The organism is Geodermatophilus sp. SYSU D00703 (assembly GCF_054050155.1).
Genome location: NZ_JBJGYU010000057.1, coordinates 1 through 14,008, shown reverse-complemented (window position 1 = coordinate 14,008; position 14,008 = coordinate 1). Strand labels below are relative to the sequence as shown.

Below are 14,008 nucleotides of genomic sequence, written 5' to 3'. Positions count from 1 at the left end.
GGGGGGGGGGGGGGGGGGGGGGGGGGGGGGGGGGGGGGGGGGGGGGGGGGGGGGGGGGGGGGGGGGGGGGGGGGGGGGGGGGTGGGGGGGGGGGGGGGGCGGGGGGGGGGGGGGGGGGGGGGCCCCCCCCCCCCCCCCCCACTCCGCTCACTCCACGACGACGTCGGCGCCGCGGCGCAGCGCCTTCCGCACGCGCAGCCGCAGCACCCGGCCGTAGGCCCGCACGAACTGCGTGTAGCCCGGCGTGGGGCCGTGGTAGCCGAGGAAGCCGCGCGGGCCCTGCACCATCTCCCCGGTGCGGACGTCGTAGCGGCTCTGGTGCCAGGGGCAGACCAGGCACCCGTCGGCGTCGAGGGACCCCTTCGACAGGTCGGCGAGCTGGTGCCGGCAGCGGCGCGAGACGGCGAAGTAGTCCCCGTCGCGGTTGCCCACCGCCCAGTCGCCCACGCGGCGCACGGCTCCGGACGGCAGTTCGGCGGCGGGGATGCGGTCGGGCTCGCTCACGGTGCCTCCACGGGACTCGGGGAACGGGGTGCTACCCGGTCGCGCACCCCCGGACCCCTGCCACGTCGATAGGGTCGCGGGGCTCTCGCTCCGTCGTCCCCAGGAGGTGCCCGTGCGGCGGCTCGTCGTCGTCCTGGGGGTGCTGACGCTGCTGCTGCTCGCCGGCGGTCCCGCCCTCGCCGTCCCCCCGTTCCGGCTCGGCCAGCCGGTCGTCGACCAGGTCGGTGCGCTCACCGGTGAGGAGGCGCGGGTCGAGGACGCGCTCGACCGGCTCCGGGCCGAGGACGGCACCCAGCTGTGGGTGGCCTTCGTCGACTCCTTCGACGGTGCCTCCGGCCAGCAGTGGGCGGACGACGCCGCGACGGCGTCGCAGCTGGGCAGCACCGACGTGCTGTTCGCCGTCGCGGTGGACGACCGCGCCTACGGCCTCTCCGTGGACGAGGGCTTCCGGTTGTCGGACGACGAGATCGACGACCTGCTGGCCACCGACGTCGAGCCGGCGCTCTCCGACGGGGACTGGACCGGCGCGGTGGTCGCGCTCGCCGACGGGCTGGGCGGCTCCGGGGGCGGCGTGTCCACGGGGCTGCTGGTCGCCGGCGGGGTGGTCGTGGTGGGCGGCGGGGCCCTGCTGGTGGCCCGCTCCCGGCGGAAGCGCCGGACGGCGGCGCCGAGTCCGGGCGCGGCGGACCCGCACGCCGGCGTCCCCACCGAGCAGCTGCAGTTCCGCGCGAGCAGTGCGCTGCTGGAGCTCGACGAGCAGGTGCAGGCCTCGCAGCTGGACCTCGACTTCGCCCGCAGCCAGTACGGACCCGAGGCGGTGGGCGGCTTCGACGAGGCGCTGGCGCAGTCCCGGGCGGAGCTGGCGCGCGCGTTCACCCTGCGGCAGCAGCTGGACGACGAGGTGCCCGAGGACGAGCCGGCGAAGCGGCGGCTGCTGACCGAGCTCCTCGCGCTGGTCGAGGCCGCCGACGCCCGGCTCGACGCGCAGGCCGAGGCGTTCGCGCAGCTGCGGGACCTCGAGCGCACCGCGCCGCAGGTGCTGGACGCCCTCGAGCCGCGGATCGCCGAGCTGCGCGGCCGCCTGCCGGGGGAGGAGCAGCGGCTCCGCGACCTGGCGCAGCGCTACGCCGCGACGGCGCTCGCCCCGGTGGCGGAGAACGTGGCGCAGGCCCGGGCCCGGCTCGCCGCCGCACAGGCCGAGGTCGCCGAGGCCCGCGCGGACCTGGCCGCCGGCCAGCCGGGCGCCGCGGTGAGCGACGTCCGCGCCGCCGAGGACGCCGTCGCGCAGACGGCGACCCTGCTGGACGCGATCGGGCGGCTGGCCACCGACCTCGACGCGGCCGCCGCGCGGGTGGTCGCGGCCCGGACGGAGACCGAGGAGGACCTCGCCGAGGCCCGGTCGCTGGTCGCGGGTGGGGACCGCAGCGGCCTGGCGCCGCAGATCGCCCGCGCGGAGGCGGCGCTCGCGGCGGTGGGGACCGCCCTGTCGCCCCCGGACGGCCGACCGGACCCACTGGCGGCCCTCCGCGAGCTGGAGCAGGCCGACGCCGCGCTCGAGGAGGCGCTGCGGACGGCGAGGGACGCGCAGGCGCAGACCCGGCGGGCTGCGGCCGCCCTCGACCAGGCCCTGCTCGCCGCGCGCTCGGGCATCGCCGCGGCGGGCGACTTCATCAGCACCCGGCGCGGTGCCGTCGGCCCGGAGGCGCGCACCCGGCTGGCCGAGGCCCAGCGGCACCTCGACGCCGCCGTCGCCTCGGGGCAGCGCGACCCCGTCGGCGCGCTCCGCGAGGCACAGCAGGCGGGGGCGCTGGCCCAGCAGGCGCTCGCCTCGGCGCAGGGCGACGTCTCCTCGTGGGGCAGCGGGGGCGGGGGCTACGGCGGGTGGTCGCCGGGCGGCTTCGCGGGCGGCCGTCCGGCCGGCGGTGGCGTGGACCTGGGCAGCCTGGTGCTCGGCGGCATCCTCTTCGGCGGCGGTGGCGGCGGGTCGCGCGGCGGCTACCGCAGCAGCGGCTTCGGCGGGGGCGGCCGCCGGTCCGGGGGCGGCACGCGCCGGTCCAGCGGCGGCCGGCGGTCGGGTGGCGGCCGGCGCGGGGGCGGCGGGCGCTTCTGACCGCGGGGCGCGGCCGGGCCGGGAACCGGAGGTGGCCGCCGTCCGTGCCTAGAGTCCGGACGTCCTGACGGGCGCCCCAGTACACCGGAGGTCCCACGTGCGCCGCCTGACGATCGTCATGGCCATCCTCACCGCGCTGCTGCTCGCCGGGTCCCCGGCGCTGGCCTCGCCGCCGACCGGGCTGGCCGACCAGGTGAGCGACGAGGCCGGCGTGCTCGGTGGGGACGCCGACGACGTCCGCGCCGCGATCGACGACCTCGAACAGCAGACCGGCACCCGGCTGTTCGCCGTCTTCGTCGACAGCTTCGACGGCGTCGACCGCTCCGACTGGGCCCGCGAGACCGCGGAGCTCTCCGGTCTCGGCAACGACGACGTGCTGCTGGCCGTGGCCGTCGACGACCGGCTCTACGGCGTGCACGCCGGTCAGTCCGTCGACGCCGCGGAGCTGCAGGCCGTGCTGGACGACGAGGTGCGGCCGCGGCTGTCCCAGGGCGACTGGGCCGGTGCGGTGACGGCGCTCGCGGACGGACTGGCCGGCGGCAGCACCTCGGGCTCGGGGTCACCGGCCGGACCGGGCGGCGGAAGCGGTTCCGGTGCGGGGACGCTCGCCGTCGTCCTCGGCCTGCTGCTCCTCGGCGGCGGGCTGTACCTCTTCTCGCGCCGCCGGCGGCGGGCGCCGCAGCGGGAGCTGCCGTCGGCGCCGGCGCGGCTGCCGCAGCGCGACCCGCACGCTGGCGTCCCGACCGAGCAGCTCAACTACCGCGGGAGCACCGCCCTGCTGGAGCTGGACGAGCAGGTCCGCGGCGCGCAGGTGGACCTCGACTACGCCCGGTCGCACTTCGGCGAGGACGCGGTGCCGGGGCTGGTCGAGGCGCTGGACCGCTCGCGGGCCGAGCTGGCCCGGGCGTTCACCATCCGGCAGGAGCTCGACGACGAGATCCCGGAGGACGAGCCCACCCAGCGCCGCATGCTGACCGAACTGCTGGCGCTCACCGACGCGGCCGGGCAGCGGCTGCGCGAGCAGGCGGCGGCGCTCGAGGAGCTGCGCGAGCGCGAGCGCACCGCCGGGCAGGCCGCCGAGGAGCTCGGCCGGCGGATCGAGCAGCTCCAGCAGCGGCTGCCCGAGGAGGAGCGGCGGCTGGCCGACCTGCAGGGCCGCTACGCCGCCGCGGCCGTGGCGCCGGTGGCGGAGAACGTCGCGGAGGCCGGCGTGCGGCTGGCCGCGGCGACGCGGGAGGTCGAGCTGGCCCGGGAGGACCAGGCCGCCGGCCAGGCGGGGCGCTCGGTGGGCCGGCTGCGCGGCGCGGAGAACGCCGTCGGCCAGAGCGTCACGCTGCTCGACGCGATCGCCCGGCTGGGCGGTGACCTCGCCGCCGCCGAGCAGCGGGTGCCGGCGGCGCGGGCCGACATCGAGGAGGACCTCGCCGAGGCCCGGGCCATGCTCACGGCCGGCACCCGCAGCGACCTGCGTCCGCAGGTCGCCCGCGCCGAGGCGGCGCTGTCGTCGGCCGAGGCCGCGCTCTCCCGGCAGGACGGCGCGCAGCCCGACCCCCTCGCCGCGCTGCGCCGGCTGGAGGAGGCCGACATCGCCCTCGAGCAGGCGCTGCAGACCGCCCGCGACGAGCAGACGCGTGTCCGGCGCGCCGCGGAGGCGCTCGACCAGGCGCTGCTGACCGCGCGCGCGGCGGTGGCCGCGGCCGGGGACTTCATCGGCACCCGCCGCGGTGCGGTGGGCCCGACGGCCCGCACGCGGCTGGCGGAGGCCGAGCGGTACCTGGCGTCCGCGGAGCGGCAGGGCGGCCAGGACCCCGCGTCCGCGCTGCGGTCGGCACAGACGGCCGACCGGCTCGCCCAGCAGGCGCTGGCCGAGGCGGAGGCCGACGTCCGGCGGTGGTCGCAGCAGACCGGGTACGCCGGCTACGGGGGCTACGGCAACACCTGGGGTGGGTACGGCGGGGGCTGGGGCAGCGGCGGCTACCGGCGCGCCGGGGGGATCAGCCCGCTGGGCGCGGGGCTGGGCGGCCTGCTGCTCGGGGGCCTGATCTTCGGCGACCACGACGGCGGCGACATGGGCGGCGGGGACTGGGCGGCCGGGGACTTCGGTGGCACCGACTTCGGCGGGGACTTCGGCGGGGGTGAATTCTGACCCTCGCGTCGGCCGAGGCCTGGGAACTGTCGGACCCGGGTGGAACGGTGTCCTCTCCCACAGACGAGGAGGACACATGCCCACTCGGAACACCCCCTGGCCGGCCGGCACCCCCTGCTGGGTCGACTACGGCGCCTCGGACATCGACGCCGCCAAGGACTTCTACGGCCGGCTGTTCGGCTGGGAGTACGAGGGTGGCGACCCGGAGTTCGGCGGCTACCTGAACGCGCACCGGAACGGGCAGCCGGCGGCCGGCATGGGGCCGCTGATGAACCCCGGGGACTCGCCGAGCTGGACGACGTACTTCGCCACCGACGACTCGCAGGCGACGGCCGCCCGCATCCGCGAGGCCGGCGGCACGGTGGTCGTCGAGCCGATGGAGGTCGGGCCCATGGGCACGATGACCATCGCCGTCGACCCGCAGGGCAACGCGTTCGGCCTGTGGCAGTCCGGCACGCACACCGGCGCCCGCATCGTCAACGAGACCGGTGCCCTGGCGTGGAACGAGGCGATGGCCGACGACGCCGCCCGGGCCCGCGAGTTCTACTCCGCCGTCTTCGGCTTCACCTACGACGAGGTCGAAGAGGGCGGTGACGACTTCGACTACACGACCTTCTCCACCGGCGGGAACCCGCTCGGCGGGCTCGGGGCGTCCTCCCCGGACCTGCCCAAGGGCTGGCTCACCTGCTTCGCGGTCGACTCCGCCGACGAGGCGGCCAGTGCGGTCGAGGCCGCCGGCGGCAAGGTGCTCATGCCGCCGATGGACACCCCGTGGGGCCGGTTCGCCGTCCTGGCCGACCCGTGGGGCGCGCCGTTCGAGGTGATGGGCGGGTCGGCGCAGGGCTGAGCAGCGTGGCCGGCGCGTCGGGGGCGCGCCGGCCACCCGGCCGGTCGTGCTCAGCCGCGCAGCTGCCCGTAGGCGTGCTCGGGGCGGAAGCGGACGACCAGCCGGCGGTCGGCGACCATGGCCGCGCGGTACTCGTCCCAGTCCTCGTGCTCGCCGGAGACGCCCCGGTAGTAGGCGACCAGTTCGTCGACCGTGGCGTCGTGCGGGTCGGCGGCGACCGGCGTGAGCGCCGCGGTCCCCTCCACGGCCGCCCAGGACCAGAAGTCCTTCGACGCGACGTGCAGGGTGACCCGCGGGTCGGCCCGCAGGTTGCGGGTCTTGGCGCGGTCATCGGTCACCGACACCCGAAACAGCCGGGCCTCGGGGTCGTAGGCGTAGCCGACGTTGGACAGCTGCGGCCGGCCGTCGCGCTTGACGGTGGCGAGCACCCCCCACCGGTGCTCGGCGACGAAGTCCAGCAGGCGGGGGTCCACGGTCTCGGCCATGCCCGCAGCAACACCGCCCCGGCGCCGGTTGTGCCCGGCCCCACGGTCGCAGGATGCGGGACCTCAGCGTTGCCGGCCGCGCGCCTTGAGCGGCACCGGGGGCAGCGGCGGGGCCGGCAGCCGGTCGCCGTCGCACCCGACCACCACGCCGAACCGCTCGTCCTCGTCGTTCCACCGCTGCGCGTAGTCGGCGATCTCCTCGCCGGTGCGGCCGACGAAGTTCCACCACATGACGATCCGCTCCTCGAACGGCTCGCCGCCCAGCAGCAGCAGCCGGGCCGCCTCGGCCGCCCGCAGCCGGACCGAGCGACGGCCGGTGCCGAGGTAGAGCATCGCCCCGCGCCCCAGGGGTGCGCCCTCCACCTCGGCGGACCCGGAGTTGGCAAGCAGGGCGTACTCGAAGTCCGGCTCGAGCGGCAGCTCGACATCCGCGCCGGCGGTGAGGTCGAGGTCGGCGCCGGCCAGTGGGGTGTGGGCGGTGCCGGGGGAGGTCGCCCCGCCGACGGAACCCATCAGCACGGTCGCGGTCACGCCGTCGGAGGTGAAGCCGGGCAGCGACGTGTGGTGGTCGAAGGCCGGTGCCACCTCCCGGGCGGCGTCGGGCAACGCCACCCACAGCTGGGCGCCGTGCAGGAACCGCGGGTGCGGGACGGGGGACTGCTCGGAGTGCGCGATGCCGTGGCCGGCGGTCATCAGCGCCAGCTCGCCGGGCCGGATGACCGCGTCGCTGCCCAGCGAGTCGCGGTGGTGGACCTCGCCCTCGAGCAGCCAGGAGACGGTCTGCAGGCCGGTGTGCGGGTGCGGTGCCACCTGCATGCCGGGGGAGGCGGAGACGTCGTCGGGGCCGTAGTGGTCGACGAACGCCCACGCGCCCACCAGCCGCCGGCCCAGCGTGGGCAGCAGCCGGCGGACGCGGGTGCTCTCCCCGAGCTGCACCTCCTTGCCCGGCAGCAGGTCCAGCACCGGGCCGGCGGGTGTCTCGTCCAGCCCGCCCAGCTCACGGGCGGACGGACGGCGGTCGAGGTTGCTCATGGCGCGGACCTCCGGACGGCGAGCGGGGTGGGCGGGGTCACCGTGGTTCGGGCGCGGTCGGGCAGCGGAGGGCGTCGAGGTCCCAGCCGGCCCGGCGCGCACCGGCGAGGTAGGCGCTCTCCAGGAACTCCAGGACGACGGCCCGCGGGTCGGCCGCCGTCCGCACGTCCTCGTAGGGCAGCAGCGCCAGGTGCGCGCCGCGGCTGTCGATCCAGCGCGCCGCGGCCGGTCGCAGGGGCTCCTCGACCAGCCCGACCGGTTCGGGCGCGGTGTAGGAGTAGAAGGCCGGCTCGGGCACCTGGTCGTCGCCGAACCAGAAGCCGGCGCTGATCACCTCGTGCGAGTAGGCCTCGCGGGTGACCGGGTCGACGTCCGTGGGCTGCTCCACCCGCCGGTCGGAGAACCGGGTGACGGCGATGTCGAAGGTGTGCCAGAAGTGGTGCACCGGGCTCGTCTTGGCGTAGCTGCGCCCGGCGAACTCCTCGAGCACCTGCGCCACCTGGCCCAGCACCAGCCAGTAGCGGGTCACCCGCTCGCGGTCGTAGGAGGCGTGGTGCTCGTCCTCGGCGAACGGCGTGCGGTCGGCCAGGTCGTACGGGACGGGGTGGTCGACGGAAGCGGGTAGGCCGAGCCCCGACAGGGTGTCGAGCAGCTGCCGGTAGAACGCCGCGACGCTCGACCCCGGCAGCGGGAACGACGCCCGGCGTCCGTCGGCGACGCTCACCTCCAGCCGGTGGTCGGCCAGGTCCAGGTCGACGGCGAACACCGGGTCGAAGCCCATCGGCCGGGTGGTGAGGCCCCGGCCGGTGAGGTGGAACGGGATGTGCCACCAGTGGTTGCGCCGCGGGGCGTTGGCCAGCCGGAGCTTGCCGATGATCTGCAGGAACCGGTGCACGGTCTCCTTGGTGTCGGCCCACTCGGCGAGCGGCATGGGCGGGAAGACGGACACAGCGGCTCCTCACTCGCGGTTCCGGTGGCGGCCAGCATGCAGCCGTCGGCGGCGGCGCGGTAGCCGCCGCCGACGGTCGGCGTCAGGGCGTCGTCACTGGCCGGTCTCCCCGCGCACGCCCCCGTGCGGGACGCGCTGTGCGGGGATCGTGCCGAGCCGGCCGGCCTGGAAGTCGGCGAAGGCGTCGACGACCTCCTGGCGGGTGTTCATGACGAACGGCCCGTACATGGCGATCGGCTCGCGGATCGGCGCACCGCCGAGGACCACAACGTCGAGGGCGGGCGTGCGCGACTCCTGGTGCACGGCCCCCGACACGGTCACCGTGTCACCGGGACCCAGGACGGCGAGCTGGCCGGTGCGCACCGGAGCCCGGTCGATGCCCACCGAGCCGGCGCCGGAGAGCACGTAGACCAGCGCGTTGAAGTCCGGCCGCCACGGCAGGTCCAGCGTCGCGCCCGGGGCGATCGTCGCGTGCACCATGGCCATGGGCGTGTAGGTCGAGCCGGGGCCGACGTGCCCCCCGACGTCCCCGGCGATGACCCGCAGGAGCGCGCCGGCGTCCGGGCTGGCCAGGAGCACCGACTCGTGGGCCCGCAGGTCCTGGTACCGCGGCTCGACCCACTTCTGCGCGCGGGGCAGGTTGACCCACAGCTGCAGGCCGTGGAAGAGCCCGCCGCTGACCACCAGGTGCTCCGGCGGCCGCTCGATGTGCAGCACGCCGCCGCCGGCGGTCATCCACTGCGTGTCGCCGTTGCTGATCGTGCCGCCGCCCCCGTGGGAGTCGGCGTGCTCGAAGGTGCCGTCGATGATGTAGGTGACGGTCTCGAAGCCGCGGTGCGGGTGCCAGGAGGTGCCCTTGGGCTCACCCGGCGCGTACTCGACCTCGCCCATCTGGTCCATGTGGAGGAACGGGTCCAGGTCGCGCAGGTCGACCCCGGCGAAGGCCCGGCGGACCGGGAAGCCCTCGCCCTCGAAGCCCGACGGCGCGGTCGTCACCGAGCGGACCCGGCGGCGGACGGTCCGGGGCGCGGGTACGGGGACGCGGGGCAGCGTGGTGGTGTCCTCGACGGTCACGGCAGGCATGCCGGCCTCCTTGGTTGAGGGCTCAACTAACGGCGACTGTAGCGCTCGCAGGGGCCGTTGTCTTCCCGCCGTCCCGGGTCGGGTTTGGACGGCGACGGCGACGGTCAGGCTCCGACGGTGGACGACGACGCCCGCCGGCCAGGGTGCCCGAAGCGGATGGTCTTCGGCCCGTGCGGCGGCGTCCGGGACGACGAGCGCTGCGAGGTCGCCGAGCACCGCTGCGTCTTCGTGGACCGCCCGGCCCCCTCGTGGGACCCCCCGCACACGGAGCCGGCGCCGCCCCGGCCCGGGAGCCTCCTCGACCGCGCCCGTACCCGGCCGGTGGTGCTGACCGACCTCACCGTCCCGCCGTTCGACCCGGTCGCGCTGCGTCGCGTCGTCGGCCTGCTCGCCCCGGTCTCCGACGGCCTGCTGGCCGGCGAGCACGCCAACCGCCCCGACCTGCCGCCGACCCTCCTCGCGGCGGAGGTGCGCGACGCCGGCGGCCGGCCGTGGACGACGCTGGCCTGCCGCGACCGCAACCGCGTGGTGCTCGAGCAGGAGCTGGCGGGGCTCGCCGCGGTCGGCGTCGACGCGGTGCTCTGCGTGACCGGTGACGCCCGCGGTCCCGACGTCCGGCCCGGCGTCACCCAGGTCTTCGACCTCGACGGGCCGCGACTGACCGCGCTGGCCGCCGCGACCGGGCTCCCGGTAGCCGTCCCGGAGTCGCCGGCCGCGCCACCGGCGGACGCGCGGCCGGCGCGGGTCGCCGCCAAGCAGCGGGCCGGGGCGCAGGTCTGCGTGCTCAACCACGTCCGCAGCCCGGCGGAGGTGGCGGCGTTCGTCGCCGCCGCCCGCGCCGCCGGCGCGACGCTGCCGTTCGTCGCCGCGGTCGCCGTCTACACCGATGAGCCCTCGGCGCGGGTGCTGCAGCGCTTCCCCGGCCTACACGTGGACGACGCCACGGTCGAGTCCGTCCTCGCCGCCCCGGACCCGCGGGCGGCCGGCATCGCCGCCGCGGTGGCGGAGGCGCGTGCGCTGCTGGCCGTCCCCGGGGTGGTCGGCGTCAACCTCTCCGGGCTGGCCTCCGCGGCCGGGGAGGACGCCGGCGCGCGGGTCAAGGCCGAGGTGGCCGCCGCGATCAGGGAGCAGGCCGCATGAGGGAGCTCGAGAGCGACGCGATGGAGTCGGAGTTCGGCACCGTCGCCGGCTGGACCGAGGAGGCGGTGCGGGCACTGGGCCCGGAGCACGCGGTCCCGGCCGGGTGCCGCGGCAGCGGCAGCGAGGGGGCGCTGCGCTGGCTCGCCGACCGGCTGGCGCTCGGCGAGGGCTGCCGGGTGCTCGACGACGGCGCCGGGGTCGGCGGACCCGCGGGCTGGCTGGCCGCCGAGCACGGGGTGCGCCCGGTCTGCGCCGAGCCGATGTCGGCCGCGGCGCGTGCCGCGCGCCGGCTCTTCGGCCTGCCGTCGGTGGCCGCGCTGGCCCAGGCGCTGCCGTTCCGCGACGCCGCCTTCGACGCGGCCTGGTGCCTCGGGGTGCTGTGCACGACGTCGGACAAGGCCGGCGCGCTGACCGAGCTGCGCCGCGTGCTGCGCCCCGGCGGCCGGCTCGGGCTGCTGGTGTTCGTCGCCGACCGCCCGCTGCCGCCGCCGCTGCCGGAGGGCAACGTGTTCCCGGCGGCCCGCGAGCTGCCACCCCTGCTCGACGCCGCGGGGCTGCGGCTGCTGGAGACCGCCGACGCCGACCTCGGCGACAGCCCGCCGGAGTGGTCCGAGCGCGCCGACGCCGTGGAGGCCGAGGTCGCCCGCCGGCACGGGGAGGACCCGCGCTGGCGGGAGGCGCGGGAGCAGTCCCGCCGGGTGGGCCGGCTGCTGTCCCAGGGGGCGCTGCGCGCCTGGCTGGGGGTGGCGGAGGCCGGCTGACCGTCTCTCAGCGCAGCAGGCGGGCGACGCCGGTGAGCGCGTCGGGGTCGGCCTCGTCGGGCAGCCGCTCGGTGCGCTCGGTCAGCCGCTGCGCCCAGTGCTGCGGAGCGGCGTCCAGCCAGGCGGCGCCGGCGTCGGTGAGCCGGCCGTCGGAGCGCAGCGGCGCCCAGCCGCGCAGCACCCGCAGCGCCTCGGCCACGGTGACCAGCGCCCGTCCCACGCCGCGCCGGCGCACCCCGGGGGCGACCGTGACGGTGTCGACGACGCCGGAGCGGGTCCACCAGCGGACCTCGCCGACGCGGTCGGCCATCCGGAGCCCGCGGGCGGCGACCTCGTGCGGGCCCACCAGCGACCCCGTGCGGAACCCGCCCCCGCGGAAGGCCAGCAGCGAGACCGCGGGTACCCCGCTCGTGGCGTGGTGGACCTCGGCGAACCACAGCGGTGGGCACGGGTCGGCGAGGGACTCGGCCAGCTCCACCCGCACCACCGCGCCGTCGCCGACCCGGTAGCGCAGGTCGACGAGCCAGCCGGCCGGGCGCCGTCCGCGGGAGTGCAGCGCGGTGAGGTCGACCGGCGTGCCGTCGGGGAAACGCTCGGAGTTCACCGCCACCAGGGAGTGCTCGACCGAGGCCGGCCCGCGCTCGGCCAGCCGTGCCCACCAGACCGAGGCCGGGGCGGCCGCCGTGTCCCGGGACGCCCGGCGGACGGCGACCAGCGTCGCCCGGGCCGCCTGCTGCGCACCGCGGACCGGGTGCGCGGTCCCTCCGGCGAGAACAACCGCCGCGGTCATCGTCTACCTCCTGGGAAGTGCTGCGGGATCGATCGGCCCGACTTTCGAACGGGCTGCTTGCGAGGTCCTTGCGGGTCACTTGTGCCGCTCCCGCCGGGACGGGGCGAGCCTCCGGCCGGCGCGGCGTCCCGGGGGCCAGGGGCCGGTGTCCCGGGGCGGCCGGGATCCCTGCCCGGGGCGGGCGGATACTGGGGCTCCCATGAGCGCACCCGTCAACCTGGTCAACCTCGAGCGGGTGCAGAAGGCCCACGGCACCACGGTGCTGCTCGACGACGTCTCGCTCGGGATCGCCGCCGGTGAGCGGATCGGCGTGGTCGGACGCAACGGCAGCGGCAAGTCGACGCTGCTCGGCGTCCTCACCGGCCGCGAGGAACCCGACGCCGGCCGGGTCACCCGCCGCGCGGACCTGGCTCTCGGCGTCCTCGACCAGTCCGGTATCCTGCCGCCGGGCGCCACCGTGCGTGACGTCGTCCTGCCCGCGGACCTGTTCGCCGCCGAGCACGAGTGGGCCGCCGACCCGGCCGTGCGCAACGTGCTCACCGGGCTGGAGCTCGACCGGCTGGGCCTGGACTCGCTCGTGGCGCCGATGTCCGGTGGTGAGCGCCGCCGGGTGGCGCTGGCCGCCCAGCTGATCCGGCCCCTGGACCTGCTGGTCCTCGACGAGCCGACCAACCACCTCGACGTCGAGGGCGTGGCGTGGCTGGCCGAGTACGTGGTGAACCGGGTCGGCGCGCTGGTCGTCGTCACCCACGACCGCTGGTTCCTCGACGAGGTCTGCACCCGGACCTGGGAGGTCGCCGACGGGAAGGTGCACGCCTACGACGGCGGCTACGCGGCCTACACGCTGGCCCGGGCGGAGCGCGCGCGGATCGCGGCGGTCACCGAGGAGCGCCGGCAGAACCTGGTGCGCAAGGAGCTGGCCTGGCTGCGCCGCGGCGCACCGGCACGCACCAGCAAGCCGCGGTTCCGCATCGAGGCGGCCGAGGCGCTGATCGAGGACGTGCCGCCGCCGCGGGAGTCGATGGCGCTCAAGGGGTTCGCGGCCCGCCGGCTCGGCCGGACCGTCTACGACGTGGAGGACGTCGACTACGCGGTCCCCTCGGACGACGGCCCGCGACCGCTGTTCGAGGACCTGACCTGGCACGTCGGCCCGGGCGACCGCATCGGCGTGGTCGGGGTGAACGGCGCGGGCAAGACCTCGCTGCTGCGGCTCCTGGTCGGCGAGACCGAGCCCGACCGCGGGCGGGTGGTGCGCGGGCAGACGGTCGCGCCGGCCTACCTGTCGCAGCACGTCACCGAGCTGGACGGCCGGCTGCGCGTGCTGGAGGCGGTGCAGGAGGTGGCCCGGGTCGCCCGCATCGGCAACCAGGAGATCTCCGCGTCCTCGCTGGCCGAGCGGTTCGGGTTCCCGGCGTCCCGGCAGTGGACGCCGGTGGGCGACCTCTCCGGCGGGGAGCGGCGGCGGCTGCAGCTGCTGCGCCTGCTGATGGGCGAGCCGAACGTGCTGCTGCTCGACGAGCCCACCAACGACCTCGACATCGACACGCTCACCGCGCTCGAGGACCTGCTCGACGGCTTCGCCGGCACCGTGCTGGTGGTCAGCCACGACCGGTACTTCGTCGACCGGGTGTGCGACTCGGTGGTGGCCCTCATGGGCGACGGCTCCCTGGCCGCGCTGCCCGGCGGGGTCGAGGAGTACCTGGCACGCCGGGCGGCGGGGGAGGCGCAGCTGCCCTCGGCGGGCGGCCGGACGGCGGAGCCCGCGCCCGCCGCGCCGACCCGCTCGGCCGGTGAGGTGCGGGCCGCCCGCAAGGAGGCCGCCCGCCTGGAGCGGCGCCTGGAGAAGCTCACCGCCGAGGAGGAGCGGCTGCACGGCGAGCTCGCAGCTGCCGCGACCGACCACGCGCGGGTCCTGGAGCTCGACGAGCGGTTGCGGGCGGTGCTCGCCGAGAAGGAGCAGGTCGAGCTCGACTGGCTGGAGGCCGCCGAGGTCGCCGAGGGCTGAGTCGCGGCGCGCCGGCCCTCGGCTGGACAGGGTCTTCTCCGCACGGTCGTGGGGGGGGGGGGGGGGGGGGGGGGGGGGGGGGGGGGGGGGGGGGGGGGGGGGGGGGGGGGGGGGGGGGGGGGGGGGGGGGGGGGGGGGGGGGGGGGGGGGGGGGGG

At 77.3% G+C, this 14,008-nt stretch carries 12 protein-coding genes; 6 read left to right on the top strand and 6 right to left on the bottom strand.

The window, feature by feature from the left end:
• Positions 1 to 147: 147 nt before the first annotated feature.
• Positions 148 to 504: a Rieske (2Fe-2S) protein gene (locus ACI782_RS25615; protein WP_456912935.1), complete on the bottom strand. Its 357-nt coding sequence runs from the start codon at positions 502 to 504 to the stop codon at positions 148 to 150.
• A 112-nt stretch (positions 505 to 616) separates the two neighbouring features.
• Between ACI782_RS25615 and ACI782_RS25610 the strand changes: the two genes are divergently transcribed.
• From ACI782_RS25610 to ACI782_RS25600, 3 genes are all read left to right on the top strand, one after another.
• Positions 617 to 2,614 carry a TPM domain-containing protein gene (locus ACI782_RS25610; RefSeq protein ID WP_456912934.1) on the top strand — a complete coding sequence of 666 codons (1,998 nt, stop codon included), beginning with the start codon at positions 617 to 619 and terminating at the stop codon, positions 2,612 to 2,614.
• Between the two features lie 97 nt (positions 2,615 to 2,711).
• The gene (locus tag ACI782_RS25605; protein WP_456912933.1) at positions 2,712 to 4,760 is read left to right on the top strand and encodes a TPM domain-containing protein; all 2,049 of its coding nucleotides are present in this window, start codon (positions 2,712 to 2,714) and stop codon (positions 4,758 to 4,760) included.
• 76 nt (positions 4,761 to 4,836) lie between these two features.
• Positions 4,837 to 5,607, top strand: a complete 771-nt coding sequence (locus tag ACI782_RS25600; protein ID WP_456912932.1) for a VOC family protein — start codon at positions 4,837 to 4,839, stop codon at positions 5,605 to 5,607.
• Between the two features lie 50 nt (positions 5,608 to 5,657).
• Here ACI782_RS25600 and ACI782_RS25595 read toward each other — a convergent pair whose 3' ends face one another.
• The 4 genes from ACI782_RS25595 to ACI782_RS25580 form a co-directional block, all read right to left on the bottom strand.
• A complete protein-coding gene (locus ACI782_RS25595) occupies positions 5,658 to 6,092 on the bottom strand; it encodes a PPOX class F420-dependent oxidoreductase (RefSeq protein ID WP_456912931.1) in 435 nt (144 codons plus the stop codon).
• Between the two features lie 63 nt (positions 6,093 to 6,155).
• On the bottom strand, positions 6,156 to 7,124 hold the full coding sequence (locus ACI782_RS25590; RefSeq protein WP_456912930.1) for a pirin family protein: 969 nt from the start codon (positions 7,122 to 7,124) through the stop codon (positions 6,156 to 6,158).
• Between the two features lie 37 nt (positions 7,125 to 7,161).
• Positions 7,162 to 8,073, bottom strand: a complete 912-nt coding sequence (locus ACI782_RS25585) for a DUF5996 family protein (protein ID WP_456912929.1) — start codon at positions 8,071 to 8,073, stop codon at positions 7,162 to 7,164.
• 93 nt (positions 8,074 to 8,166) lie between these two features.
• Complete coding sequence (locus ACI782_RS25580) at positions 8,167 to 9,156, bottom strand: pirin family protein (protein ID WP_456912928.1); 990 nt, start codon at positions 9,154 to 9,156, stop codon at positions 8,167 to 8,169.
• A 117-nt stretch (positions 9,157 to 9,273) separates the two neighbouring features.
• Between ACI782_RS25580 and ACI782_RS25575 the strand changes: the two genes are divergently transcribed.
• Together ACI782_RS25575 and ACI782_RS25570 are read left to right on the top strand one after the other, a co-directional pair.
• Positions 9,274 to 10,296, top strand: coding sequence for a methylenetetrahydrofolate reductase C-terminal domain-containing protein (locus ACI782_RS25575; RefSeq protein WP_456912927.1), 1,023 nt, complete (start codon positions 9,274 to 9,276; stop codon positions 10,294 to 10,296).
• Complete coding sequence (locus ACI782_RS25570; RefSeq protein WP_456912926.1) at positions 10,293 to 11,057, top strand: class I SAM-dependent methyltransferase; 765 nt, start codon at positions 10,293 to 10,295, stop codon at positions 11,055 to 11,057. The genes ACI782_RS25575 and ACI782_RS25570 overlap by 4 nt, the downstream gene beginning before the upstream one ends.
• Positions 11,058 to 11,064: 7 nt before the next feature.
• Here ACI782_RS25570 and ACI782_RS25565 read toward each other — a convergent pair whose 3' ends face one another.
• On the bottom strand, positions 11,065 to 11,847 hold the full coding sequence (locus tag ACI782_RS25565; protein WP_456912925.1) for a hypothetical protein: 783 nt from the start codon (positions 11,845 to 11,847) through the stop codon (positions 11,065 to 11,067).
• Between the two features lie 199 nt (positions 11,848 to 12,046).
• On the opposite strand from ACI782_RS25565, the gene ACI782_RS25560 reads away from it, so the two are divergent.
• Complete coding sequence (locus ACI782_RS25560; protein ID WP_456912924.1) at positions 12,047 to 13,852, top strand: ABC-F family ATP-binding cassette domain-containing protein; 1,806 nt, start codon at positions 12,047 to 12,049, stop codon at positions 13,850 to 13,852.
• Positions 13,853 to 14,008: the final 156 nt, after the last annotated feature.

What these genes read in the sequence shown, in the direction of transcription:
- ACI782_RS25600 (WP_456912932.1), top strand. Translation starts at nt 4,837, where the DNA reads ATGCCCACTCGGAACACCCCCTGGCCGGCCGGCACCCCCTGCTGGGTC.
- ACI782_RS25595 (WP_456912931.1), bottom strand. Translation starts at nt 6,092, where the DNA reads ATGGCCGAGACCGTGGACCCCCGCCTGCTGGACTTCGTCGCCGAGCAC.
- ACI782_RS25590 (WP_456912930.1), bottom strand. Translation starts at nt 7,124, where the DNA reads ATGAGCAACCTCGACCGCCGTCCGTCCGCCCGTGAGCTGGGCGGGCTG.
- ACI782_RS25580 (WP_456912928.1), bottom strand. Translation starts at nt 9,156, where the DNA reads ATGCCTGCCGTGACCGTCGAGGACACCACCACGCTGCCCCGCGTCCCC.
- ACI782_RS25570 (WP_456912926.1), top strand. Translation starts at nt 10,293, where the DNA reads ATGAGGGAGCTCGAGAGCGACGCGATGGAGTCGGAGTTCGGCACCGTC.
- ACI782_RS25565 (WP_456912925.1), bottom strand. Translation starts at nt 11,847, where the DNA reads ATGACCGCGGCGGTTGTTCTCGCCGGAGGGACCGCGCACCCGGTCCGC.
- ACI782_RS25560 (WP_456912924.1), top strand. Translation starts at nt 12,047, where the DNA reads ATGAGCGCACCCGTCAACCTGGTCAACCTCGAGCGGGTGCAGAAGGCC.